This is a genomic window from Alteromonas sp. 5NW40-0090 (assembly GCF_057552975.1).
Genome location: NZ_BAAJLT010000003.1, coordinates 23,761 through 46,920, shown reverse-complemented (window position 1 = coordinate 46,920; position 23,160 = coordinate 23,761). Strand labels below are relative to the sequence as shown.

Below are 23,160 nucleotides of genomic sequence, written 5' to 3'. Positions count from 1 at the left end.
ATGCGGATTGGTATTGATCGGCACTTAATTGATAACCGTTAATTCACCAAAGCATACGCCCTTCATAATCTTACAACGGAGTCGTTTTTACCGCCGTACCGCTAATACTCACCATAAGCATACTGCCTTTATCGCCAATCACTTGATAGTCTAAGTCGATGCCAACCACGGCATTTGCGCCCATGCTTCTCGCCTCGTGCTCAAGCTCAGTAAAGGCGAGCTTTCGTGCGGTGGTTAACTCTTCTTCATAGGATCCAGAACGTCCACCTACGATGTCGCGAATAGAAGCAAAAAGATCTTTGAATACGTTTGCGCCCATCACGGCCTCGCCCACAACAATACCGTAATAAGCTTCAATTTTGTGCCCCTCTAGCGTTGGGGTAGTTGAAACAATCATGCGTAACTCCTTTTAATGTGAACTGTTTATTTATTGCTATTAAGGGCCTGCGCTCTCTAGCTATTATCTTCAAACCACTGCTTAACGGACTTTACAAGCGCCTTTGCATCATTAGTGTTATATGCCACTGCTGGCTGATTGCCCCACACAGGTTTTGGCCATGCACAATCGTTTTCAAAACGCGCAACGTGATGAACGTGAAGCTGTCTTACTACATTGCCTAATGCTGCCACGTTAAGTTTAAGCGGTGAAAACAAGGCCTGCATGGCTTTTGATGCCAATGCAGACTCTTTAAGTAACGTAATCTGCTCTTCTTCAGACAAGTCGACAATTTCCGCTATATCATTTTTCATCGGCACTAAAATAAGCCACGGAAACTGACTATCGTTCATTAACAGTACACGACACAGCGAAAGATCACAGACAAAAAATGTATCATTGTGTAAACGGCTATCTAGTTTAAACATCTAGCTTATCCAACGTAGTAGGCACAACGGTTAACAAGGCGCGTTGTCCAATGGCCACTTTTGCATTCGGGAAAACAATGGCTTCGCCGTCCTGCTCTGCTATGTACTCTTTACCCGGTTCAGAAGCCAATACCGTGCCTTTAGGGTAGTCAGTGAAGTTTGGCGTATCGTCATCGAAATGAAGCGTAAACTGTTCTTCGTTTCGGTTTATAACTTGGTTCACGCGATAAATATCAAGGTCATCCATATCAACCGTTGGCGCGTACTCGGTTTGAGTAATTAGCTGCGTTATCGCTTGTTTAGCATCTTCAAATCGGCGCATATCGTTTTGCCCAAATGGACGCACTTTGCCAAGTTCAACCGTAAATGCGTGCGCGTTGTATTGATATGACGAGAAATAGCTAAAAGTGGTTGTCGAGCTTTCCGACAGCAATATGGTTTTCACGCCACAAGCCGCTAGAAATGCCAGCTGCCCCTTGCTGTGTATTCGGTCATGAAGATAAGGATATACCGCAAACTTTTCATTTTTAGAAGCGCGAATTGCTGTGTGTAGGTCGTAATGATATCGGGTGCCCTCACCCGCTTCGAAGAACGACGCCACAGCATCTTCGAGCTGTTTAGCACGAACCCGCTCTGCGTTAACTAAACCTTTGCCCTTTGAGTGTGCACCGCTAAACAAGCGGTTCATGTTCTCTTCAACGAAACGTTCTGCAATGTCCATCGCCGGCAGGTTGCCGAATAAGAACAAAACATCATGAGCCAGCGTTATGTTCCCTGTAAGGATCCCCTTAACCAAGTCATCACAGATTTCAATAGGCGCGGTTTCATTACCGTGAACACCACACGATAAAACAATGCGTTTATTTGGTGTAGAGCTTGGCTGTACTGAAAAACTGATAATGCCAGGTGCGGTAATATCGACGAGCGTACCATTAGCTAATGTAAATTGATGAAAGCGTTCAAATAATGCGGGGTCACGGCGAGAAAGTGTTAAAAATTGGCCGTTTTCGATGAGTTCTTGCATAAGTGTGAGCTTTGTTGACTTTATCTAATCTCGAATACTTCAAGTGTACCGACAGAGGCGGTCAAAATCACGTAATCTGCGTGTTTAATTATGCTCACCTGTAAGTATTAAATAACGCAACGTGTTAAAAATTAATACACCATCTATGATTATTAGAGAATAAGGACAAAGAAATTTTTGAGGTTAACAGGCTATAAAATAGCTTTAAAAAAACTCACCAACACAAACTAGATTTATCTAACAGCGCTCGAATGGAATTGAAGCACCTACGCTAGAGAGCGCCTTGGCGAATTACCAATAATAATTTCTTGCTGGGTTAACCCTACAAATTCAGTAAAAGGAATAGCGCGAGAAAACAGATACCCCTGCCCTTGAGTAACCCCTACCTCTCGCAATATGTGAAGCTGTTCTACGGTTTCAATACCTTCAGCAACCACACAGCAGCCTTTTGCATGCCCGATAACTTTAGCCGCTTCGATGATAGCTCTGTTAACCGGGTGCGCCTCTAGTTCCATTACAAAGGATTTGTCTATTTTAAGTGCATCCAGGTCCAGGTCACGAATATAGGCGAGGTTCGAATACCCCTTACCAAAATCATCGACAGATATTGAAACACCTAAACTTCGTAACTCATCTAACTGCTTTTTCACCATCAGTGAATTCGATAAAGCAACATCTTCAGTGAGCTCTAGTTCAATGAGCGAAAGCGGTAGCGTATAAGTGTTGCTTAGCATAGTAAGGGTTGGAACTAACTGATTGTCATATAACTGAGTAGGAGAAATATTCACCGACAGTACGATGGGCATTCTAAGTCCATCTAATTCAGCGAGTGCTCTAAACGCTTGTTCCAACGTCCAGTAGCCCAGTTCGTTCATCATATTATAGGACTCTGCGGCCTCAATAAGAGGGCCAGGAAAGAGCACGCCATCAAGAGGATGATTCCAGCGTAACAAACACTCAGCGCCTACAATTTCGAGCGTGTTAAGGTCCACCTTCGGCTGGTAATACAGTTCAAGTTCGTTGTGGGCCAATGCCCGCTTCAAGTCAGCTTTTAAAGCTAGGCTTCGGCCTGTATCTGTTTTATCTGACTTAGTTAGCGCAAAGTAGTTTTCATACTTGTTTTCTTTCGCCTGCTTCAGCGCTGATTCTGCACGAGACACAAAATCAGTGATATCAAACCTACCCTTTTCGCTACATACCACGCCCACATTAAAGTCGGCTATGAAGGCCGTACCATCATAATGCATAGGCGTTTTGAAATGCTCGACTAAGCGTTCGAACATTTGTCGCATAACGGCTTCATTACTTTCATCGGGGAATACGATGCCGAAGACATCACCGCTAATGCGCCCGATAAGCACATCTCGTCCAAACAGGTCTTGAATACGATTAGCAATTTCAAGTAAAAAGCGATCGCCGACGTGAATACCTAGGCTGGTTGTTACATCAGAAAAACGCACCACATCAACCAGCATTAAAGAGGTAGACGAGCTTAGAGACGCTTGCTTTGAAATACTATCAATAAACGCAAAGCGATTGGGAATAGTTGCCAGCGATGTGTGTTGGCTCATGATGTTTTCCTTCAGCATTACGCTTCTAGGTACTAAAAACAACTACTAATATAAAACCATGACGTCGCGCAAGGCGCAACGCCAGTAACGTATTATTCTGCATACCGTCTTATGCTTTTGTACAACATATTTCTGAGTATGCCTATAATTGCATCTCATCTTTTTTACGCGCTGTAAAAAAGTGTAAGCACCGTTTCAGTCAAAAAAGGCTTCGCAGTGCAACGCTTAAGTAAAACTATAGACGCTTTTAAAAGAAAATAAAAAAACCCGACTAGTGTAACACTGCCGGGTTTATTCGTTGCGGTTCTGCGATTAGCTCTCAATCTTACACGGTGAAAGTTTCCAAACGCGCTCTACGTAGTCACGAATTGAGCGGTCTGAGGTGAACTTACCCATCTTAGCTGTGTTGATAATAGCCATTTCCGCCCAGCGTTCTTTATCGCGATATGCAGCATCGACTGCAATTTGTGCATCAGAATACGCGCGGAAATCTGCAAGCACCATGTACGGGTCACCGTTATCAAGTAAGCTTTGCTTAATTGACACCAATGCTCCTGGTTTACCTGGCGTAAAGTAATCGGTCTCTAACCAATCTAGCACAGCTTTAATTTCAGGATCTTTATAGTAGTAGTCATGTGGGTTATAGCCATTCGCTTTAAGCTCATTCACTTCTTCTACCGTAAGACCGAAGATAAAGATGTTGTCATCGCCCACTTCCTCAGCAATTTCAACGTTTGCACCATCAAGTGTACCAATAGTGACCGCACCGTTTAGCGCAAGCTTCATATTACCCGTACCTGATGCCTCTTTACCTGCCGTACTGATCTGCTCAGACACGTCCGCCGCAGGGATCATCTTTTCAGCTAGCGACACGCGGTAGTTTGGTAAGAATGCCACTTTAATCTTGTTATTTACACGCGGGTCATTGTTGATCTTATCCGCTACTTTGTTAATCGCGTAGATAATATCTTTCGCAAGCTTGTAGCCCGGTGCCGCTTTTGCACCAAACACAAATACACGCGGGTGCATATCGTAATCAGGGTTTTCTAGAATACGGCGGTACAACGCCATAATGTTCAGAAGCGCTAAGTGTTGACGCTTATACTCGTGCAAACGCTTAATCTGAACATCGAAAATGGCGTTAACGTCTACTTCAATATCAAGTGACTTGCGAATTTCCTCTGCTAGCAACTCTTTGTTCTCAAGCTTCACTTTCATGAACTGCTTCTGGAACGTCTTATTGCTTGCAAATTTAGCCAACCCTTGCAGTTTGTCTAAGTCGCGCGGCCAGTCTTCACCAATCTTTTTATCGATTAGCTTAGACAGCGCTGGGTTACACGCTTTCAACCAGCGGCGTGGCGTAATACCGTTGGTTACGTTAGTTAGCTTACCTGGATATAGTTCATCGAACTCTGGGAACAGAGACGACTTAACAAGACGAGAGTGCATTTCTGCCACGCCATTAACTGCGAATGAGCCGATTACCGACAGGTGGCCCATACGAACCATCTTCTCGTTACCTTCTTCAATGATTGAAAGCTTAGCTTTCATGGCATTGTCGCCAGGCCACTTCTTATCAACCTCTGCCATAAAGCGGTGGTTAATTTCATAAATGATTTCTAGATGACGAGGAAGGATCTTCTCAATCATGCGAGCAGGCCACTTTTCAAGGGCCTCTGGTAGCAAGGTGTGGTTGGTATAGGCAAATACTTTTGTACAAATCCCCCACGCTTCATCCCAGCCAAGCTCTGCGCGGTCAACAAGAATACGCATTAGCTCTGGTATAGAAATAGCTGGGTGCGTGTCGTTTAGCTGTATAACAACCTGATCGGCGAAACGGCTCCAATCGTCACCATGCGCACGCTTGTAACGACGTATAATATCTTTAAGCGAGCACGAGCAGAAGAAATACTGCTGAATAAGACGCAGCTCTTTACCCGCTTCGGTCTCATCGTTTGGATAAAGTACTTTCGAAATGGTTTCTGCCTGTACGTTTTCACGCTGTGCATCAACGTAGCCACCTGCATTAAATACATCCCAGTTAAAGTAGTCAGACGCTTCTGACTGCCACAAACGCAATACGTTTACGGTTTTACCTTCATAGCCTACTACCGGAATATCCCACGGCACACCTTTTACGATTGAACCTGGGTGCCACTCTTTAAGAACGCGTCCGTTGTCGCCGTATTTCGTTTCTACGTAACCGTAAAGAGATACTTCCTGAATAGATTCTGGACGGCAAATTTCCCAAGGGTTGCCGTAGTCACGCCAGCTGTCTGGACGCTCGATTTGCGCACCGCTTTTAATTTCTTGACGAAACAAACCGTGCTCGTAATGAATACCATAACCTATTGCAGGTAATTCCATTGTCGCTAGCGAGTCGATGAAGCAAGCCGCTAGTCGGCCAAGGCCACCATTACCTAACGCCATATCAGGCTCTTCTTCAAGAATGTCTGAAATTTCAACACCTAGCTCTTTCAACGCGCCACTAGCTACATCGAATAAGCCAAAGTTTTGCAGATTGTTTGAAAGCAAACGGCCCATTAGGAATTCAGCAGAGAAGTAATGAACGGCGCGGGTGTCGTTCAGGTAATGACTTTTCTGGGTTTTGCGCAGCCCTTCAAGTACTTGTTCTTGAATTGCAGCACACGTTGCTTTCCACCAAGCGTGATTGTTTGCTTTGTTTTCGTCGGTGCCTAGCGTGCAGTGTAAGTGTTTAATAACTGCTGCTTTGAATGCAGCCTTATCGATCACTGGAGAGGGTTGCGTCTTGGTCGCTTTTGCGTTCATTTTGCGTCTCACTCTTAAGTAGAAGCGGTGTTTACACACCGAAAGCGTAATTTAATTACAGAATAACTTCATAATATGACAGCAATATAGCAGCGCTTAAACGATTATGTTGTAATAATTTTGTTAAAATAACAAAAAATCGCATGAATTCGTATGCATTCATGCGATTTTTAACATTCTTATTACAAAATCAATTTTAAAACGGTTTGTTTTTGTACTTACTTGATGATTTTTCCGACTAAGGCTTCGGCTTCAGCAATTAAATCCTGTAAGTGGCTTTCACCGTTAAAGCTTTCCGCATAGATTTTATAAATCTGTTCGGTGCCAGAGGGACGCGCTGCGAACCAGCCATTTTCTGTCGAAACTTTAACGCCACCAATTGCCGCGTTATTACCAGGCGCATGGGTTTGAACGGCAGTGATAGGCTCGCCCGCCAACGTATCGCTAGTGACTACAGATGCATCCATTGCCGAAAGCTTTTGCTTTTGTTCAAGGGTTGCTGCTACGTCAACACGGCTGTATACCGGCGCTGCAAATTTTTCCGTTAGCGCTTTGTAGTGCTCACCAGGATCTTTGCCCGTAACCGCTAAAATTTCTGCAGCTAGCAAACAAAGAATAAAGCCATCTTTATCTGTCGCCCAGGTGCTGCCGTTGCGCTCTAGAAAGATACCACCCGCGCTTTCTTCACCCGCAAAACCAATTGTACTGTTTGATAAACCGTCAACAAACCATTTAAAGCCAACTGGCATTTCAGCAAGCGGCTTACCGAGGCTATTCGCTACGCGGTCAATCATGCTGCTAGATACGAGTGTCTTACCAATATTTAATTCACTAGGCCATTCTGGACGGTGGGTATATAGATAGTTGATCGCCACAGCCAAATAATGGTTAGGGTTCATTAAGCCTGCACTTTTGCACACAATACCATGACGATCGAAGTCAGGATCATTGCCCCACGCTAAGTCAAAGTTATCTTTCAGCTCGATAAGCCCTGCCATTGCATAGGCAGACGAACAATCCATGCGAAGCTTGCCGTCTTTGTCGCGGCGCATAAAACCAAACTGTGGGTCAACAGCGTCATTAACTACTGTGATGTCTAACCCGTATTTTTCAGAAATACGCGACCAATATCCAACGCCGGCACCACCTAATGGGTCAGTACCTAACTTCAAGTTAGCTTTTGCAATCGCTTCCATGTCGATAACGTTTGCAAGGTCTTCAATGTAAGGTTCCATAAAGTCTTCTTCACGAACCAATTTGCGCTCGGTGGCCTGGCGAATGTCAATACGCTGAACATCTTTGTTGCCGTCAGCAATTAATTCATTTGCACGTTCTTGAATTTGTTTGGTTACGTCACTGTCGGCAGGGCCACCGTGCGGCGGATTGTACTTAAATCCACCGTCTGAAGGAGGGTTATGAGAAGGCGTAATAACAATACCGTCGGCTTTGTCTGTGTTGCCAGCACGATTATAACGAATGATAGTGCGGGAAATGACAGGCGTTGGCGTATAGCCCATGCTTTCATTATCTGAACGTTGCACCACAACATCGACGCCGTTGGCACATAAAACTTCTATGGCAGTGATCATGGCCGGTTCAGATAACGCGTGGGTATCTTTACCAACATATAACGGGCCGTCGATACTTTCCTGCTTGCGGTATTCTACCAAAGCTTGGCAAATTGCACTGATGTGAGTGTCAGTAAAGGTAGCGTTCGACGCAGTACCTCGGTGACCAGAAGTACCGAAAGAAACCGCTTGGCCCGGGTCATTCATATCCGGTTTGTAGCTGTAATACTGGCTCACTAACTGGGGTACGTTAATGAGTTGCTCTTTTGCTGCATGCTCTCCAGCCTGCGGATGTAATGCCATGAAAAAAATCCTTATTTAGAAGTTTCGTTATTCTGTTACTTGGCTTGCTATTTACCTTCTGAAGAGAAACGCGCGACGACGGTTTCAATTACGTCAGGCTGATAACCTAGGTTACGCAAAACTTGTTCCAGCATGTTCGTTTTCTTAGCAGTGTTGTTGTTTGTTACCACCCAGAACGGGCTGTCTGGAATAGCTTTCGGGTTAGTACTGCTGCCGTTCTCAAGCAATGCTGCTTTGCTCTTCGCAAAGTACGTACGGTTCTTACCTTTTATGCTTTCAACACTGGCAAAGTTTTCTGCATTAAGCTTGTGCGCTGCACTTAAAACAAACAAGAATTGATCAACCCGTTTAGTAAAGGTGCTTAATGCATCTTTTGAAACGGCATCCAAAATGTCTCGTTTGGTGTGGGCTTCGCTAGCTGGCGGTGTATCCGCATCTACCGACGCTTTTTTCGTTGTTTTCGCATTGTTAGTTGCGTTCGCTGTACTCTTAGCAGGCGCCCTGGCTTGCGTTTTCTTTGTTGCAGTTTTTACAGAGGCGCTAGTCCCTTTAGTTGCCGTGCGTGATACAGGCACTTTTGCCGCTGTCTTTGATGCCGCTTCAGTATTTACCTCAGTAGCTGGCTGGCTTACAACTTCGGTAACGTCTGCACTTTTTGATTCACTTGTTTTTGCAGACGTTGATGAGCTAGCAATAGGTGCAATACCTTGTGACACAGCACCGTCTTCAGGTAAAAGTAAACGTCTTAAAATTTGTGATGCACTCTCACCAATATGCTTAGTCTGGCTGGCGATGAAGGCATATAAATCGTCATCTATTTCAATGCTTTTCATAACTACTTCCTTTTTAAGAGGCACCATTATAGACAACACAGTTAAACTACGCAGCACTTAATAACAGATGTTTTAAGGATTCGTGAATATTAAGTTGTGAACTGACCTATTACATACCAAGGTATAAATTTTAAAAGGTATAAGAATAGAAAGCTTTACGCTATCGTTGCTACTATTATGAAAGCAACATTCGTTATTTAAACGACGAGTGTGACAGAGTATTTTTAAAGAAAAGTGACACACCTATGCGCCAAGATATTAATCAAGTTCAGCAAGCCCTAAGCAAAAAGATTATTGGTAAGGAGCACCAGCTGAAACTTGCCATTACCTGTTTGCTGGCCAACGGTCACTTATTGATTGAAGATTTACCAGGAATGGGTAAAACCACCCTTTCTCATGCGCTTTCACAAGTTTTTGGTCTTCAATATGCGCGTATTCAATTTACCTCAGACCTGCTTCCTTCCGACATGTTAGGCGTTAATATTTTCCATACTCACGAGCGCGACGAAGAAAAGCGTTTTACGTTTAGGCACGGCCCGATTTTTAGCCAAGTCGTATTAGCTGACGAGTTAAATAGAGCAAGCCCAAAAACACAGAGCGCTCTGTTAGAAGCTATGGAGGAACGTCAGGTAAGTATTGACGGTGTTACTCATGCGCTGCCCACGCCGTTTTTCGTCATTGCAACGCAAAACCCTAGCTATCAATCGGGCACTTATCCGTTACCAGAATCGCAGTTAGATCGTTTCTTCATGCGTATTTCATTAGGGTATCCGGCGTGGGAAGCAGAAAAGGCGATGCTCATGCAGCAGGATGCGTCAGCGCCTCTTACCCAGATTTTAGATGCTGCTAGTCTAAACAAAATGCAAAATGAGGTGGCTGCCATCCACACTAGCGACACCATTCTTCATTATATATTGCGATTAGTGAGTGAAAGCAGACAGAGCAATGAGTTTCCTAACCCGCTTTCCCCACGCGCCAGTCGCGCATTACTTCAGGGCGCAAAAGCATGGGCATACGTTTCTGGCAAAGATTATGTTACGCCTGAAGACGTGCAGGCCGTCTTCATAGCGATTACCGCTCACAGGCTAACATTGTCTACCCATCAAATGGCTCATGGACAGTCTAATCACGCCTTTGATGGGGAAAAACTAAGCCAAAAATTACTCGATAGCATTGACCCTCTGGCGGCTTAATATTAACGGGCTCCTGGAGTGCTAAACGTGCGTAAAGTGCCAACGTTATTTACGAAATACTTTCAGCGTAGACTATCCACATGGTTAGATAAACGTGTACCGGCGTCGCAAGAGCACCATCTTAATTTAAACAGTATTTTTATATTACCAAGTGGGTTTGGCTGGTCTTTCATCATTTTGTCGCTGTGCTTATTCTTACTTGGTACTAACTATCAAAACAACTTGATGTTACTGCTAAGCTATTTGTGTTTAAGCATTATGCTGCTAACACTTTTTTATACGCATCAAAACTTTGCGCGCTTAGCGCTTAAAGCCCTCCCCCCTACTTCGTTTCACTGTAACCAAAATGGTGAAATTCAACTTCAGGTTATTCCCCATGTGAACGCACAGAGTAAATGCTGCAACGGAACCCTATTCATAAAATGGCTAACTGTTGTACGCCACTCAGATACTCAACTTGAGTATTTACGCAATGGGCGTCACGCTAGTCCACCACAGCAAAGCTATAGCTTTTCATTAATCGGCAATTCAAAAAGAGAACAAAGCCAAACACTCAACGTCCCACTTCAAATATCTCGAAGAGGTCAATTTACCTTAGGCAGAATGACCATCGCCTGTGATTTTCCGCTAGGGCTTTACAAATGCTGGACACACCTCGACTTCGACCAGCAAGTAGTTGTCTATGCCAAGCCTCAGGAAGGACCGATTACTATCGATAAACTTCCCAACGCAGACGAACCTGACAGTGTAAGTGAAATAATAGACCCAACCAGTAATGAAGATTTTTACGCGTTAAACGATTATGAAATTGGACAGCCACTTAATCGCGTTTCCTGGAAGCATGTGGCTAAAAATGGAAACTGGGTCTCGAAATCTTTCACGTCGTTGCAGAGCGACAGCTTCGTGCTTTCAGTACCTTCAAGCGAGGACGTGGAAACCGCGGTTTCAGCGCTAACCCAGGCCACAATATCTTGGACAAGTACAAATCGGGTGTTTGGAATACAATACAAGGGGTTGAATATTGCGCCTGCTCAGGGCGCCAAGCATATGGGTGAATGTCTTAGTGCTCTGGCTTGTTTTAACGACTCCCCCACGCTCAATTCTGTCCCCTCTAGCAAGCCAGTATCAATATCGTCAATACAGAAGAAGACTGGGGCCTAATAACATGAACAGTGTCTTACTCAGTCGCGCTTCACAATTCACTATTTTCAGAAGCGTTTTAGGCCAACCAAACTCTGTGGCAGTGCTGATACTATGCGCTGCATTTTCGCTTATTCTCTTTACGTTAACCGCGACATTAATGATATGGGTACTGATGTTAGGTGGATGTGCCGTTATTGTCAGAATTGCAGGCCTTAGCACTCTGCATAACTTACCCACATTACGCACGGTTAACTTGCTTGCTGTACTTGCGGTGTTTGCCTTGTCTTGGTTCGGCTTATCCATCGGCCTTCTTGATAGCATGATCAATTTATTGACGGTAGCCTGCGCACTTAAAATTATGCTAGTGGAAAAGAAACGAGATTTTCATCTGCTTATATGCACGTGTTTATTTTTGATTGGCTGTGGCTTTATTTCCTCGCTTAGCGTATTTGCATGGGTAGGCTATACCGGTATATTAGCGCTACTTTTAATCGCCACGGCGCTTTACCATGGAGCAAAAGTGCCCATTGCGAACAGCGTCAAGTTCGTTGCCGTACTTATTGGTCAAGCAATTCCTATTGCTCTGCTGTTATTTTTATTATTACCCCAACTCCCACCGCTATGGCAAATGCCTACATCGAAATCAACAGAAACGGGGCTTTCCGATACAGTAACACCAGGTGATATTGCGTCGCTTGCCAGTTCTTCTGATTTGGCCTTTAGCGCTACATTTAAGAACACCAATGAAGTCCCTGAAGCACAGAATAGATACTGGCGGGCCATGACCCTTGAACATTTCGACGGAAAAACCTGGTCTATAAGCGAGAAGCGCAAGCAGGCTGAACAACAGTTGGCATTCATCGGGAAGCCAGCGCCTTTGTCGGTTATAGCGGAAAAAGACTCGCCCGCAGTAACGAATTACGAACTGATTGTTGAGCCCACACAGCAAACATGGCTATTTGCTTTAGCCCCCTCTTTCCCAAACAACCGCGAAAACAGCATTTTTGTGAGAAGCCTGTTTGATTATACCATACGTGCAAATACCCCTATCTCAAGCAAAAAAGCGTTTTATTTGAGCTATGTGCCAAACGCACAAGTTACCAATGGAATAGGGAACTTCGAAACGCAACTCAATCTACAAGTTTCAACAAACGGTAACGCCGAAGCGAGGGCGTGGGGACAGTCACTAGCGAAGCAATATGCTAACCCAGATGAGCGAGTACAAGCAGTTATGCGTGAATTCCGTCAAGGTGGGTTTCGTTATACTTTGTCTCCTAACGCCATGCCTGTAAACCCTATTGATAGTTTCTTATTCGAGCAACGGGCAGGTTTTTGCGCGCATTATGCCGGTGCTATGGTATACGTGCTTCGTGCTGCAGGCGTGCCGGCAAGAATGGTGACCGGATATCAAGGCGGAAGTGAGCTAAGTGAAAACGTGCTTCAAGTAAGACAGTACGATGCCCACGCATGGGTAGAGGCGTTGATTGACGGCGTGTGGGTACGTTTCGACCCTACAAGTATGGTGGCCCCGTCCCGTTTAACCTTTGGACTTGAACGGGCATTAGAAGAGCTAGGGGAGTCACGTCAAACTACCATTTTGCGCGATATTGGTAATTCTGCTTTATTTGCTACCTTACAAGGTTGGTTACAGCAACTTGACTATTCTTGGAGCAAATGGGTACTGGGTTTTGACAATGCGGCGCAAACCAACATGCTTGAAGAGCTACTAGGTGCACTAACACCACAGAAAATGCGCATTGTATTCTTGTCTGCCATCGGGCTTATTGGGCTCATATTAGCAATGTACTTCTTACCTAAAAAAGAAAAAGTGCGCCTTTCCCCTTCTCATCGCATTTTGCTGAAGGCGGTTATGCGCGTTGAAACCCAAACAGGAATAAAAAGAAAAAATAAAACCTTATCCAATTATTTTCAAGAAGTTAGCATCTTATTAACCCCTCATGCCGCCAAGGCATTTGAACAACTATGTAAGCAATTTGAACATGAAACTTACAGTCAGCAGCAAACTCCCAGTAACACGGCGGTGATGAAACGCCAGCTCAAAACGCTTAAACAAGCGCTAAAATGAAAAGCATTTAAAAACGAAATACACTGCGACTGAACGGGCATTTTTAGTTGCACCTTAAACATTCATTCTCCCCCCGTTATAGTGCAAACAAATGAGGTGGCACTCGAATTTAACTTTTCACCCCACCCAAAGATACTTACTAAAACGTTGTTTTATAAACCAATTTATATATTTATTTACGTTTTTTAGCCATTGGCACTGTTCTGGCTTTATATCGGTTGATAGTTAAAGTTCGGGGCACGGGTTTAAATACACGGTACTTGCGGACAGTGTGCGAAGGCGTACACGTTATCAGAGGTAAATCTGTTAGCTATTAACAATACATAAGTTTCGGACAAAGGCGTCCCCAGTTCTTTCTAACGAGAGCGCTGCGGACGCCTTTTTTTGATCTAACAGAACACATGTAAATAGCTAACTCCCGATATAAAACTGGCAATTTATTAATAACGACAACGTGAGGTGAAACCATGGCTTATCTTCTCCCCGCTGAGTTTGCAACCAAAATGGTAGACGCAGGCGAAGCAAAGATTTATATGTCAACTCGAGATACCCTAATCCGCGCTTACATGGCGGGTGCAATCTTGGCGTTAGCTGCCGTTTTCGCAGTGACAATTGCCGTCCAAACTGGGGTGTTTCTGCTCGGGGCAGTGCTGTTCCCTGTAGGCTTTTGTATGCTCTACCTTATGGGATTTGACCTGTTAACCGGCGTATTTGTGCTTACACCGTTAGCATGGCTTGCACAACGCCCAGGAGTTACACCTAAACAAATTCTGCGAAACTGGGGCCTGGTATTCTTAGGTAACTTTGGCGGCGCATTAACCGTAGCCTTCATGATGTCGTTTATCTTTACTATGGGCTATAACGTAGATGGCGGCGCGATTGCTACGAAGGTCGCCAGCATTGGTGAAGCGCGCACATTAGGCTATGCAGAACACGGTGCTGCCGGTTGGATTACCATATTTATTCGCGGCATGCTATGTAACTGGATGGTGTCATTGGGCGTAGTAGGCGCAATGATCTCAACTCACGTAAGCGGCAAAGTACTTGCTATGTGGATGCCCATTATGCTGTTCTTCTTCATGGGCTTTGAACACTCAGTAGTAAACATGTTCCTTTTCCCATTTGGTCTGATTATGGGCGGTGACTTCTCTGTTATGGATTATTTCATCTGGAATGAAATTCCAACAGCATTAGGGAATCTGGTAGGCGGTTTAGCATTTACTGGACTTACCCTTTATACCACTCACGTTAAGACGCTACCTAAACGCACTATCCCTGTCGATAAAGCAGCGGCATCTCAAACGCTCCCCATCTAATCAGGGCTTCTAATATAGTGCCATCACGACGCAAACCATAAAGGTACGTTGTGGTGGCACTGTCCTTCCCTTCGCATGAAAGTAAATATTTGAGTCGATGTCGTATAAGTAGATAGAAGCAACGAAATATGAACCAGCAAGCAGCGCTAAATACGCTAATCGATCCGCTACCTTGCAAAGTGTGGACAAGTGCTTTTTCCACTCGCGGGGTTAAAGAGATAAATCAAGATGCCTATGCTTACCATATTGCTTCCAACGAACTAAACCCAAGTCATGTTTTTGTTATCGCTGACGGTGTCAGTAGTAGTGCTGTAAGTCAGGTTGCTAGTGATTTTGCTACCAGTGAATTTGTTAAGCTTTTTAATATCGCGCCTGAGCAGTGGTCGATAAAAACGCGAGCCGAAGCCATTATTAAAGAATTGAATGCAAGGCTTTATACCCGAACGCAGAGAAGCGCTTTTTGCTACACCCCAGAGAAAGGGTATGTCTGTACGCTTTCAGTCGCTATTTTAACGGGTAATCACCTAGACGTGTTTCACGTGGGAGATTGCCAAGTCCAGCTTGTTTCTGACAACGCAACAAGCCCTGCTTTACTTACACGTCCCCATCGTCACGTCTCTGATAGTGAACCTTCGCAAACGTATCTTTCCAACGCATTAGGCGTAAAAGCGAATATCGATATTGACCACACATCACACACCTTAAGCGCTTCAAGTACTATTGCGATAAGTACTGATGGTGTTCATGAATTTGTTTCGCTGCCTGGCATACTTAACAAAATCAATAGCGCAGAAACACTCTCTGAAAACCAATCTGCTTTGGTGGTGCATGAGGCGTTTAACCAGGGAAGTGATGACAACCTCACTCTACTGCTTATTAAGTATCAAATCGGTAATGAAAGTGGGAGTAATGATAGTGAACCCCACGTTCATCTTTGTAAGCCTGCTTTCAAAGAACTAGAGACTGGCGATGAAATTGACGGCATCACACTAGAGCGACAGCTCTATAGCTCTGCCCGTAGTCATGTTTTTATTGCCTCGCTTCAAGCTCACAAAGGTACACATGAACAACACCCTGTGGTGGTTAAAACCCCCTCAACCGACTTTAGCCAGTCACCAGAAATGCTTAACGGTTTTTTGATAGAAAGTTGGTTTGCAAGGCGAGTTAACTCAACGCATGTTGTTAAAAGCCCCACGTATTTAAATTTAGGGCTCAAACACAGACCTACAGCGTTTTACAGCATTAGTGACTATGTAAAAGGTCAAACATTGTCACAATGGTCTTTTGATAACCCCACACCATCATTGGAGCAAATTAGGGATATCATTGAGCAGGTTGGGAAAGGCTTACAAGCAATGCACCGTCAGGGCATTCTTCACAGAGATATACGCCCCGAGAATATAATGATTAATGAACAGGGGCACTGCACTATTATTGACCTTGGTTCGGCGGCCTTAGCCGATGCGCCTAGCCTTTATAGCAGTGCGCCAATTCCCGGCGCGGCCCTTTTTGCCGCACCTGAATACTTTTTAGGGAATATAGGCACAGAGCGCTCAGATCTATTCTCTCTAGCCGTACTCACCTACTATCTTCTTTGCGGGCGTTATCCGTATCATTCAAAACTCGCTCACTGTCGCACTTTTGCCGAACAGAAAAAACTAAAATATGAAACGGCGTTAGATCCAAAACGCCCAATACCAACCTGGGTTGATAGTGCCCTAAAACGCGCTTTACATGTTAACCCTGATAAACGCTATTCAACACTATCCGAATTCCTCTATTCGCTTCGCTATCCAAATCCAACTCAACACACGGCCTACGAGCCTTTAGTAAAGCGCCACCCTCTTTTTGTTTACAAGGTGCTGATACTGGCACTTATTCTTAGCAATCTAGCTACGCTCATTTTGTTTAACTAACCCTTTAAGGAAATACAAATGATTACATCGAGAACCCAAGTTACCGACATGATCCAGTCAGCCAAGATTTTAAAAGGCATAAAGTGGAGCCAGATAGCCGAAGTTGTTGGTCAGTCAAAAGAATGGAGTACAGCAGCTTGCTTAGGACAAATGGCCATGACAAAGCAGCAAGCTGAATCTGTAGGTGAGTTACTTGAGCTTACCGACGAAGCTATTGCTTGGCTTCAAATAGTGCCTTACAAAGGCTCGTTACCCACAGAAGTCCCTACCGACCCGCTTATTTACCGCTGGTATGAATTGGTGAGTGTGTATGGCACTACATTAAAGGAGTTAATTCATGAAGAGTTTGGCGACGGCATCATGAGTGCAATTGATTTTTCTATGGATTTACAGCGCGAAAACGATCCTAAAGGCGACCGTGTAAGCGTAGTTATGTCAGGGAAGTTTCTGCCATATAAGATGTACTAAACGTATTTCAAGACGGGACAATCAAAATAAAAAAAGCCGGTCATGCGACCGGCTTTTTAGTATTTCTTGAAGCGTAAGCTAACCCAAGGTCAGCTTACGTTCGCAAAGGCTAATTACTTGGCTGCTTTACGCGCTTTCGCTTCTTCAATTACTTTGTCAGCTACGTTCTGAGGACATGCTGAGTAGTGGCTGAATTCCATAGAGAACTGACCACGACCAGATGTAATAGTACGTAGGTGACCGATGTAACCAAACATCTCAGATAGAGGTACGTCAGCCTTGATGCGAACGCCAGTAGCGCCAGCTTCTTGGTCTTTAATCATACCACGACGACGGTTAAGGTCACCGATTACGTCACCCACGTTGTCTTCTGGGCTGAACACGTCAACTTTCATGATTGGCTCAAGAATCTGAGGACCAGCTTTTGGCATTGACTGACGGAATGCACCTTTCGCTGCGATTTCGAACGCGATTGCTGATGAGTCAACTGCGTGGAAACCACCGTCGAATAGTTCAACTTCAACGTCTAGTACTGGGTAGCCCGCTAGAGGACCTACTTCCATCATAGACTTAAAGCCTTTTTCGATAGCAGGGAAGAATTCTTTAGGTACATTACCACCAACAACGGTAGATACGAACTTAAAGCCAGAGTTAGTTTCGCCTGGCTTGATGCGGTAATCAATCTTACCGAACTGACCAGAACCACCAGACTGCTTCTTGTGCGTGTAGCTGTCTTCAACTGGTAGCGTGATAGTTTCACGGTATGCAACTTGAGGCTGACCAACTTCTAGCTCAACGCCGTAAGTACGCTTCAAGATGTCTACTTTGATATCTAGGTGAAGCTCACCCATACCTTTAAGGATGGTTTCGCCTGAATCTTCATCAGTTTCAACTTGGAAAGACGGGTCTTCTGCTACTAGTTTACCGATAGCGATAGACATCTTTTCGTTAGCGCCTTTGTCTTTTGGCTTAACAGCAATCGAGATTACTGGCTCAGGGAAGATCATTGGCTCTAGTGTACAAGGGTGCTTAGGATCACATAGCGTGTGACCAGTTTGAACGTTCTTCATACCAACAACAGCTAGGATGTCACCTGCTTGTGCTGAAGTAAGTTCAGTACGTTCATCAGCGTGCATCTCAACCATACGGCCGATACGCTCAGTTTTACCCGTTGCGCTGTTAAGAATAGTGTCGCCTTTGTTTAGCTTACCAGAGTAGATACGGATAAACGTAAGGGCACCGAAACGGTCGTCCATGATTTTGAACGCAAGTGCACGGAACGGCTCGTCAACAGATACTGTTGCAACTTCACCAGTAGGCTCACCCGTTTCTTCGTCAGTTAGATCTTGTGGATCAACTTCTGTTGGAGAAGGTAGGAAGTCTACAACCGCGTCAAGAACTAGCTGAATACCTTTGTTCTTAAATGCAGAACCACAGTATGTTGGGAAGAACGCTAGGTCACGAGTACCTTTACGGATACAACGCTTGATGTCTTCTAGAGACGGCTCTTCACCATCCATGTAAGCCATCATTAGGTCGTCATCTTGCTCAACAGCAGTTTCGATTAGTTGCTCACGGTACTCGTTAGCCTTATCAACCATATCTGCTGGGATATCTACAACTTCGTAGTTTTCAGGAAGACCTGAATCGTCCCAGATGTACGCTTTCATGTCTAGAAGGTTAACAACACCTTTAAACTCGTCTTCGATACCGATTGGAAGCGTCATTACTAGTGGGTTAGCAGCAAGTACTTTCTTAACTTGGCCAACTACACGGTAAAAGTCTGCACCCATACGGTCTAGTTTGTTTACGAAGATTACACGCGCAACTTCTGATTCGTTAGCATAACGCCAGTTAGTTTCTGACTGAGGCTCAACACCGCCAGAACCACAGAATACACCGATACCGCCGTCTAGTACTTTAAGTGAACGATATACTTCAACTGTAAAGTCAACGTGTCCCGGAGTATCGATGATGTTCATGCGATGATCTTTCCAGAAACAGGTTGTTGCCGCTGACTGGATGGTAATACCACGCTCAGCTTCCTGCTCCATGAAGTCAGTTGTTGATTCACCATCGTGAACCTCACCAGTTTTATGGATTTTACCAGTAAGCTTCAAGATACGTTCTGTTGTGGTAGTTTTACCCGCGTCTACGTGGGCGAAAATACCAATGTTTCTGTAATGAGATAAGTCTGACATTAGTTCACTTTCATTGGTTCAGAGTAAAAAAACGGCCGGATTATAAAGGATTTCTATACCAGATTTACACCTTTTTTAGCATAAACCTTAAATTCGTTTGCTAAAATCCGCGCCACCATTAATTCTTTTCTTTAAGTATCAACAACTTATTAATTAATGACACTTTTTTGAAAAATAACAAAATCACACCTCATCTTTTGAAGTGCGAACAATTGTTACTGTAACTTCATCTCTGTCGTGGTAGAGATGCCTAACCTTCACCGCAAATGCATCTTCCAAGGCATTTAATCGGCTTCTTAGCAACGTCATGGCTTCAACTACAGTTTCATAACGTTGTTTCATAGGTAACTTTAAATTGAATATTGCGTGCGTTGCCCAGTGCTTAACTAACCAATCGCCCATCAATTTAGCTACCCTATCGGGTTGCTCTATCATATCACATACCAGCAAATCTACACGACCAAATTGTGGTCTATATGTAAACCCGTCTGCCGCGTGATGTTCAACCAACCCCGTGCTCATCAAACTATCGGCTACAAGTCCATTGTCGATAGCTTCAACATACATTCCGCGCTTCACAAGCTGGTATGTCCAACCGCCCGGGCATGCACCGAGATCCACGGCACGTCCACCGCTTCGAAGTACTTTAGCTTGCTGTTTATCGCTCAGCATATTTACTAAAGCATCTTCTAGTTTAAGCGTGGAGCGACTGGGCGCGTCACTTGGGAACTTTAATCGGCAAATGCCCAAGTGATCGCTACTGGCATGACTGGGTAATGTATAGCCAATATGACAAATTTCAAATGACTCAAAGAAAATATGCAGTTTGGGTTTCCCCAGATTTTCCTTGGACGTAAGCCACCCCGCTTTTCTTAACGCTTGGCGAAGAGGAACCGTAAACTTTCGACAAAACTTTGCGAGGGTTTTACCTTCTTCTGTATCTGGGTACTCGACGTCTATGGCGCCAAAAATTGAAAATGGTTTTTCAACCTCTTTCAAAGCCTCGAGTACTTGCCCTACTCTGTCCTCTTTCTCTATATCGTTTAGCGTGGCAAAGACAGCCACCAGCTGACGAGGGAAGATACTGTCGTGAACAGCAAACTGAGTAATGGTTTGCGCTAACTGTGAGCCATCGTATAAATGATAAAGTACAAAGCCACTGTTCTTCTTCGACACTGGGTAGCCATAACATTGGGCTTCACCGTATCGAGATGTAAGTTCGTTAGCTGTATCGTTTTCATAACCAGGTCGGCAATACCCCAAAATACTGATGTTAGACATTACCTGCCCCCGGCGTGTGGTGAGTTGTGTTCTGCTCTTCTTTTTGTTGCTTGTTTAAATCATGACCTTTTGTCAGTCCAACCACTAACAACACCCACCCAGTAATAAAGAACATGCCTCCCAGAGGGGTTATCGGGCCAAACCATTTTATGCCGCTTATTCCTAGCGCGTATAAGCTTCCACTAAACAACACCGTACCGGTAACGAAACAAAACGCTACCCGATTAGCCCACGTCGATGAAACAACCCCTGACAATGCAGGTAAAAGCAGTAAGGCTAATGCGTGATACATTTGATAACGCACGCCAATTTCAAACGTGTTGAGCTGCTGTGCAGTTAACACGCTTTTTAAACCATGTGCGCCAAACGCACCTAGTACCACAGAAAGGCCCGCTAGCAATGCCCCAACAATAAGATAAGGTTTAGCAACGGTGGCAAACCTAAGTTTTTCAGTTTTCATTCAATTAGTCGTTCACTCTGATTTCTGAATAACCATTAATTATTCAAATTGGCTTCAATAAAAGACGCGGTAAGCGTGGCAGCTTCAGCAATATGTTCTTCCTGCGTTTTGCCGCTTGCTTTTCGAGGCTTAAAACTGTGATCACCGTCGTCTAGATAGGCGCATTCAATGTATGTAGATAATATACAGCGCTTTTTGTAATCCTCTACTTCGCTCTTTGTACCAAAGGTATCTCGTTCACCCTGAATAATAAGCAAAGGCTTTGACGTTGTTTGCAGATGTTCGGTTCGTGTTTTTTCTGGCTTACCAGGAGGGTGGAACGGATAGCCCAGCGCTATCGCGCCTTTTACATTGCTCACCGCTTCATACACCATGGTAGCCATACGCCCGCCCATCGACTTTCCACCAATAAACACAGGCAAGTTATGCAAGGCTTTGTTATCTTTGCTGCAGTTTTCAATGACCGCAGTAAAATGTGACATAAGTTTATCGGCTTTATCGGGAGGCCTACGCTTACCGGTAGCTTTTATGGTTTGCATATAGGGAAAGTTAAAAAGCACGGTTGATATGCCTTTAGCGACCAGGGCTTTCGCCATAGCTTGCATGAACTCATGTTCCTTTCCCGCACCAGCCCCGTGGCCCAATATCAAGCACGCAATAGGCTTATCGGCTTCATGCAATTCAATGTCAAAACTAGGCTGTTCAGTAATGGTGTTCGATGTACTCATATTACAGTAAGTCCTCTTGTTCTGCTTCAACCAGGGCTAAGATCCAGTCTCTAAATGCAGCTATTTTACCTAACTCAGCCTGTGATTCTTCACACACGAGATAAAACGCATCGCGACTCTCTACTCTTTCTTCAAACGGCATGACTAGCCTACCCGCCTCAATTTCTGGTCTTGCAAGTACCGTGTTGCCCAATGCAATACCTTGACCGAGTGCGGCTGCCTGTAAAACTAGCATGGAGTGACTGAAAACCGGCCCTTGATTAACGTTTACACCAACCACACCTACGTGCTTCAACCAGTTTTTCCATGCAGTACGGCTTAAGTCGTGAAGCAACACGTGGTGCCGTAAGTCAGACAGGCTGGATAAAGGTTTGGGACCTTGAAAAAGCATTGGAGAGCAAAGCGGAGTTAGAAACTCTCGATGTAGCTGGTCGGCCTGTAGGCCTGCCCAACGACCTTTACCGTAATATATTGCTACGTCCACATCGTCTTCTAAGAAGCCTTCATCGAAATCTACGGCTTTTATGCGTACGTCGATGTCTGGGTGCGCCAAACTAAACTTATGAATACGGGGCACCAGCCATTGGCTCGCAAAGCTGGGCGGCATCGCTACAGTGATAGCACCTTTACTGCCCTTCGCAAGAAGCCTTTCTGTCGCGTCTTGTAAGTTTTTGAAGATATCTTTTAGCTCAAGAAAATAAGCTTGCCCTTCTTCGGTTAGAAGCAGTGTTCTATTTCTTCGAAGAAATAACTTCATCGATAAGAAATCTTCAAGCGCTTTTATTTGATGACTTACTGCTGCTTGAGTAACAAACAGCTCGTCAGCAGCCTTAGTGAAGCTCAAATGACGTGCTGCCGCTTCAAACGATTTCAGGGCATTAAGAGGGGGTAAACGTCGATGCATATATCGTTTTTAATCCAGTGTGACCGAAGCATGACAAATTCATTAGTTTTTCTAATGACAACCCATACTTTTACTCGTTTTATTTTTCACCACCCGCTGATTATAATTCATCCGAAATTAAGAAAGAGTATTTAATTTCAGTACATTATGATGACTGAATGTTAAACATTTTAACATTCACCAACAATTTATTAATTATTTTTATTAGGTGTGAAAATGAAAAAATTACTTTTAGCTAGCGTTTCTGTAATGGCTTTCGCAAGCGCTGCAGCAAATGCTAACGCACAACCAGAAAAGATCAATCTACAATCGTTAATCAACACTGCAATGACAAGCGTAAAAATGGCTGAAGTATTGCCAGAAAACGACGCGCATATTGTTGTTAAAAAGCAATCAAAGGCGATTTTGGCTGAAGAGATCCAAGTTCAGCTTCACAAAAACTTACTAGCAATGACAAAAGGTGAAGAGCGCGTAAACGTTTCTGAAGCGGAATAAGCTACTCACACACCTG

General features: G+C 44.4%; 19 protein-coding genes. 7 read left to right on the top strand and 12 right to left on the bottom strand.

The features are described 5' to 3' along the window. Positions 1-70: 70 nt before the first annotated feature. The 7 genes from AC27KT_RS04280 to seqA form a co-directional block, all read right to left on the bottom strand. Entirely contained in the window at positions 71-397 is a 327-nt protein-coding gene (locus AC27KT_RS04280) for a heavy metal-binding domain-containing protein (RefSeq protein WP_014949040.1), read from the bottom strand. 56 nt (positions 398-453) lie between these two features. After that, a complete protein-coding gene (locus AC27KT_RS04275; RefSeq protein ID WP_487127669.1) occupies positions 454-864 on the bottom strand; it encodes an HIT domain-containing protein in 411 nt (136 codons plus the stop codon). After that, complete coding sequence (gene astE / locus AC27KT_RS04270; RefSeq protein WP_487127667.1) at positions 857-1,888, bottom strand: succinylglutamate desuccinylase; 1,032 nt, start codon at positions 1,886-1,888, stop codon at positions 857-859. The genes AC27KT_RS04275 and astE overlap by 8 nt, the downstream gene beginning before the upstream one ends. 266 nt (positions 1,889-2,154) lie before the next feature. Beyond that, positions 2,155-3,459, bottom strand: coding sequence for a putative bifunctional diguanylate cyclase/phosphodiesterase (locus tag AC27KT_RS04265; RefSeq protein ID WP_487127665.1), 1,305 nt, complete (start codon positions 3,457-3,459; stop codon positions 2,155-2,157). Between the two features lie 312 nt (positions 3,460-3,771). Further along, positions 3,772-6,249, bottom strand: coding sequence for a glycogen/starch/alpha-glucan phosphorylase (locus AC27KT_RS04260; RefSeq protein WP_487127663.1), 2,478 nt, complete (start codon positions 6,247-6,249; stop codon positions 3,772-3,774). Positions 6,250-6,467: 218 nt separating this feature from the next. Next, a complete protein-coding gene (pgm, locus tag AC27KT_RS04255; RefSeq protein WP_487127661.1) occupies positions 6,468-8,120 on the bottom strand; it encodes a phosphoglucomutase (alpha-D-glucose-1,6-bisphosphate-dependent) in 1,653 nt (550 codons plus the stop codon). A gap of 47 nt (positions 8,121-8,167) precedes the next feature. After that, positions 8,168-8,953, bottom strand: a complete 786-nt coding sequence (gene seqA, locus AC27KT_RS04250) for a replication initiation negative regulator SeqA (RefSeq protein ID WP_487127659.1) — start codon at positions 8,951-8,953, stop codon at positions 8,168-8,170. Positions 8,954-9,198: 245 nt separating this feature from the next. Here seqA and AC27KT_RS04245 point away from each other — a divergent pair, with 245 nt between their 5' ends. From AC27KT_RS04245 to cynS, 6 genes are all read left to right on the top strand, one after another. Continuing rightward, positions 9,199-10,146, top strand: coding sequence for an AAA family ATPase (locus tag AC27KT_RS04245; RefSeq protein ID WP_487127657.1), 948 nt, complete (start codon positions 9,199-9,201; stop codon positions 10,144-10,146). A gap of 27 nt (positions 10,147-10,173) precedes the next feature. Beyond that, entirely contained in the window at positions 10,174-11,307 is a 1,134-nt protein-coding gene (locus AC27KT_RS04240) for a DUF58 domain-containing protein (RefSeq protein ID WP_487127655.1), read from the top strand. Between the two features lie 4 nt (positions 11,308-11,311). Next, positions 11,312-13,375, top strand: coding sequence for a transglutaminase TgpA family protein (locus AC27KT_RS04235; protein WP_487127653.1), 2,064 nt, complete (start codon positions 11,312-11,314; stop codon positions 13,373-13,375). Positions 13,376-13,842: 467 nt separating this feature from the next. Continuing rightward, positions 13,843-14,691 carry a formate/nitrite transporter family protein gene (locus AC27KT_RS04230; RefSeq protein ID WP_136781130.1) on the top strand — a complete coding sequence of 283 codons (849 nt, stop codon included), beginning with the start codon at positions 13,843-13,845 and terminating at the stop codon, positions 14,689-14,691. Positions 14,692-14,819: 128 nt separating this feature from the next. After that, entirely contained in the window at positions 14,820-16,607 is a 1,788-nt protein-coding gene (locus AC27KT_RS04225) for a bifunctional protein-serine/threonine kinase/phosphatase (RefSeq protein WP_487127651.1), read from the top strand. An 18-nt stretch (positions 16,608-16,625) separates the two neighbouring features. Further along, positions 16,626-17,075, top strand: a complete 450-nt coding sequence (gene cynS / locus AC27KT_RS04220; protein ID WP_061485412.1) for a cyanase — start codon at positions 16,626-16,628, stop codon at positions 17,073-17,075. Positions 17,076-17,188: 113 nt separating this feature from the next. Here the strand turns inward: cynS and fusA are convergent, their stop codons facing one another. The 5 genes from fusA to AC27KT_RS04195 all read right to left on the bottom strand — a co-directional run bounded on the left by fusA (position 17,189) and on the right by AC27KT_RS04195 (position 22,649). Then, positions 17,189-19,276 (bottom strand): elongation factor G, encoded by a 2,088-nt coding sequence (gene fusA, locus AC27KT_RS04215; RefSeq protein ID WP_487127648.1) that lies wholly within the window; start codon positions 19,274-19,276, stop codon positions 17,189-17,191. Between the two features lie 183 nt (positions 19,277-19,459). Beyond that, positions 19,460-20,557 (bottom strand): 23S rRNA (cytidine(2498)-2'-O)-methyltransferase RlmM, encoded by a 1,098-nt coding sequence (gene rlmM / locus AC27KT_RS04210; RefSeq protein WP_487127646.1) that lies wholly within the window; start codon positions 20,555-20,557, stop codon positions 19,460-19,462. Then, positions 20,550-21,017 carry a DUF423 domain-containing protein gene (locus tag AC27KT_RS04205; protein ID WP_487127644.1) on the bottom strand — a complete coding sequence of 156 codons (468 nt, stop codon included), beginning with the start codon at positions 21,015-21,017 and terminating at the stop codon, positions 20,550-20,552. Before AC27KT_RS04205 ends, rlmM begins: the two co-directional genes overlap by 8 nt. Before the next feature lie 35 nt (positions 21,018-21,052). After that, complete coding sequence (locus AC27KT_RS04200; RefSeq protein WP_487127642.1) at positions 21,053-21,745, bottom strand: alpha/beta family hydrolase; 693 nt, start codon at positions 21,743-21,745, stop codon at positions 21,053-21,055. Between the two features lies 1 nt (position 21,746). Next, positions 21,747-22,649: a transcriptional regulator GcvA gene (locus tag AC27KT_RS04195; RefSeq protein ID WP_014949024.1), complete on the bottom strand. Its 903-nt coding sequence runs from the start codon at positions 22,647-22,649 to the stop codon at positions 21,747-21,749. Between the two features lie 216 nt (positions 22,650-22,865). On the opposite strand from AC27KT_RS04195, the gene AC27KT_RS04190 reads away from it, so the two are divergent. After that, positions 22,866-23,144 carry a hypothetical protein gene (locus tag AC27KT_RS04190; protein ID WP_487127640.1) on the top strand — a complete coding sequence of 93 codons (279 nt, stop codon included), beginning with the start codon at positions 22,866-22,868 and terminating at the stop codon, positions 23,142-23,144. The last annotated feature ends 16 nt before the right edge of the window (positions 23,145-23,160 follow it).

Excerpts from the sequence above, each read along its gene's own strand:
- AC27KT_RS04280 (WP_014949040.1), bottom strand. The coding sequence starts at position 397 with ATGATTGTTTCAACTACCCCAACGCTAGAGGGGCACAAAATTGAAGCT.
- AC27KT_RS04190 (WP_487127640.1), top strand. The coding sequence starts at position 22,866 with ATGAAAAAATTACTTTTAGCTAGCGTTTCTGTAATGGCTTTCGCAAGC.
- AC27KT_RS04265 (WP_487127665.1), bottom strand. The coding sequence starts at position 3,459 with ATGAGCCAACACACATCGCTGGCAACTATTCCCAATCGCTTTGCGTTT.
- AC27KT_RS04225 (WP_487127651.1), top strand. The coding sequence starts at position 14,820 with ATGAACCAGCAAGCAGCGCTAAATACGCTAATCGATCCGCTACCTTGC.
- cynS (WP_061485412.1), top strand. The coding sequence starts at position 16,626 with ATGATTACATCGAGAACCCAAGTTACCGACATGATCCAGTCAGCCAAG.
- AC27KT_RS04200 (WP_487127642.1), bottom strand. The coding sequence starts at position 21,745 with ATGAGTACATCGAACACCATTACTGAACAGCCTAGTTTTGACATTGAA.
- AC27KT_RS04195 (WP_014949024.1), bottom strand. The coding sequence starts at position 22,649 with ATGCATCGACGTTTACCCCCTCTTAATGCCCTGAAATCGTTTGAAGCG.
- AC27KT_RS04205 (WP_487127644.1), bottom strand. The coding sequence starts at position 21,017 with ATGAAAACTGAAAAACTTAGGTTTGCCACCGTTGCTAAACCTTATCTT.
- AC27KT_RS04245 (WP_487127657.1), top strand. The coding sequence starts at position 9,199 with ATGCGCCAAGATATTAATCAAGTTCAGCAAGCCCTAAGCAAAAAGATT.
- astE (WP_487127667.1), bottom strand. The coding sequence starts at position 1,888 with ATGCAAGAACTCATCGAAAACGGCCAATTTTTAACACTTTCTCGCCGT.
- AC27KT_RS04275 (WP_487127669.1), bottom strand. The coding sequence starts at position 864 with ATGTTTAAACTAGATAGCCGTTTACACAATGATACATTTTTTGTCTGT.
- pgm (WP_487127661.1), bottom strand. The coding sequence starts at position 8,120 with ATGGCATTACATCCGCAGGCTGGAGAGCATGCAGCAAAAGAGCAACTC.
- AC27KT_RS04235 (WP_487127653.1), top strand. The coding sequence starts at position 11,312 with ATGAACAGTGTCTTACTCAGTCGCGCTTCACAATTCACTATTTTCAGA.
- AC27KT_RS04230 (WP_136781130.1), top strand. The coding sequence starts at position 13,843 with ATGGCTTATCTTCTCCCCGCTGAGTTTGCAACCAAAATGGTAGACGCA.
- fusA (WP_487127648.1), bottom strand. The coding sequence starts at position 19,276 with ATGTCAGACTTATCTCATTACAGAAACATTGGTATTTTCGCCCACGTA.
- AC27KT_RS04260 (WP_487127663.1), bottom strand. The coding sequence starts at position 6,249 with ATGAACGCAAAAGCGACCAAGACGCAACCCTCTCCAGTGATCGATAAG.
- seqA (WP_487127659.1), bottom strand. The coding sequence starts at position 8,953 with ATGAAAAGCATTGAAATAGATGACGATTTATATGCCTTCATCGCCAGC.
- rlmM (WP_487127646.1), bottom strand. The coding sequence starts at position 20,557 with ATGTCTAACATCAGTATTTTGGGGTATTGCCGACCTGGTTATGAAAAC.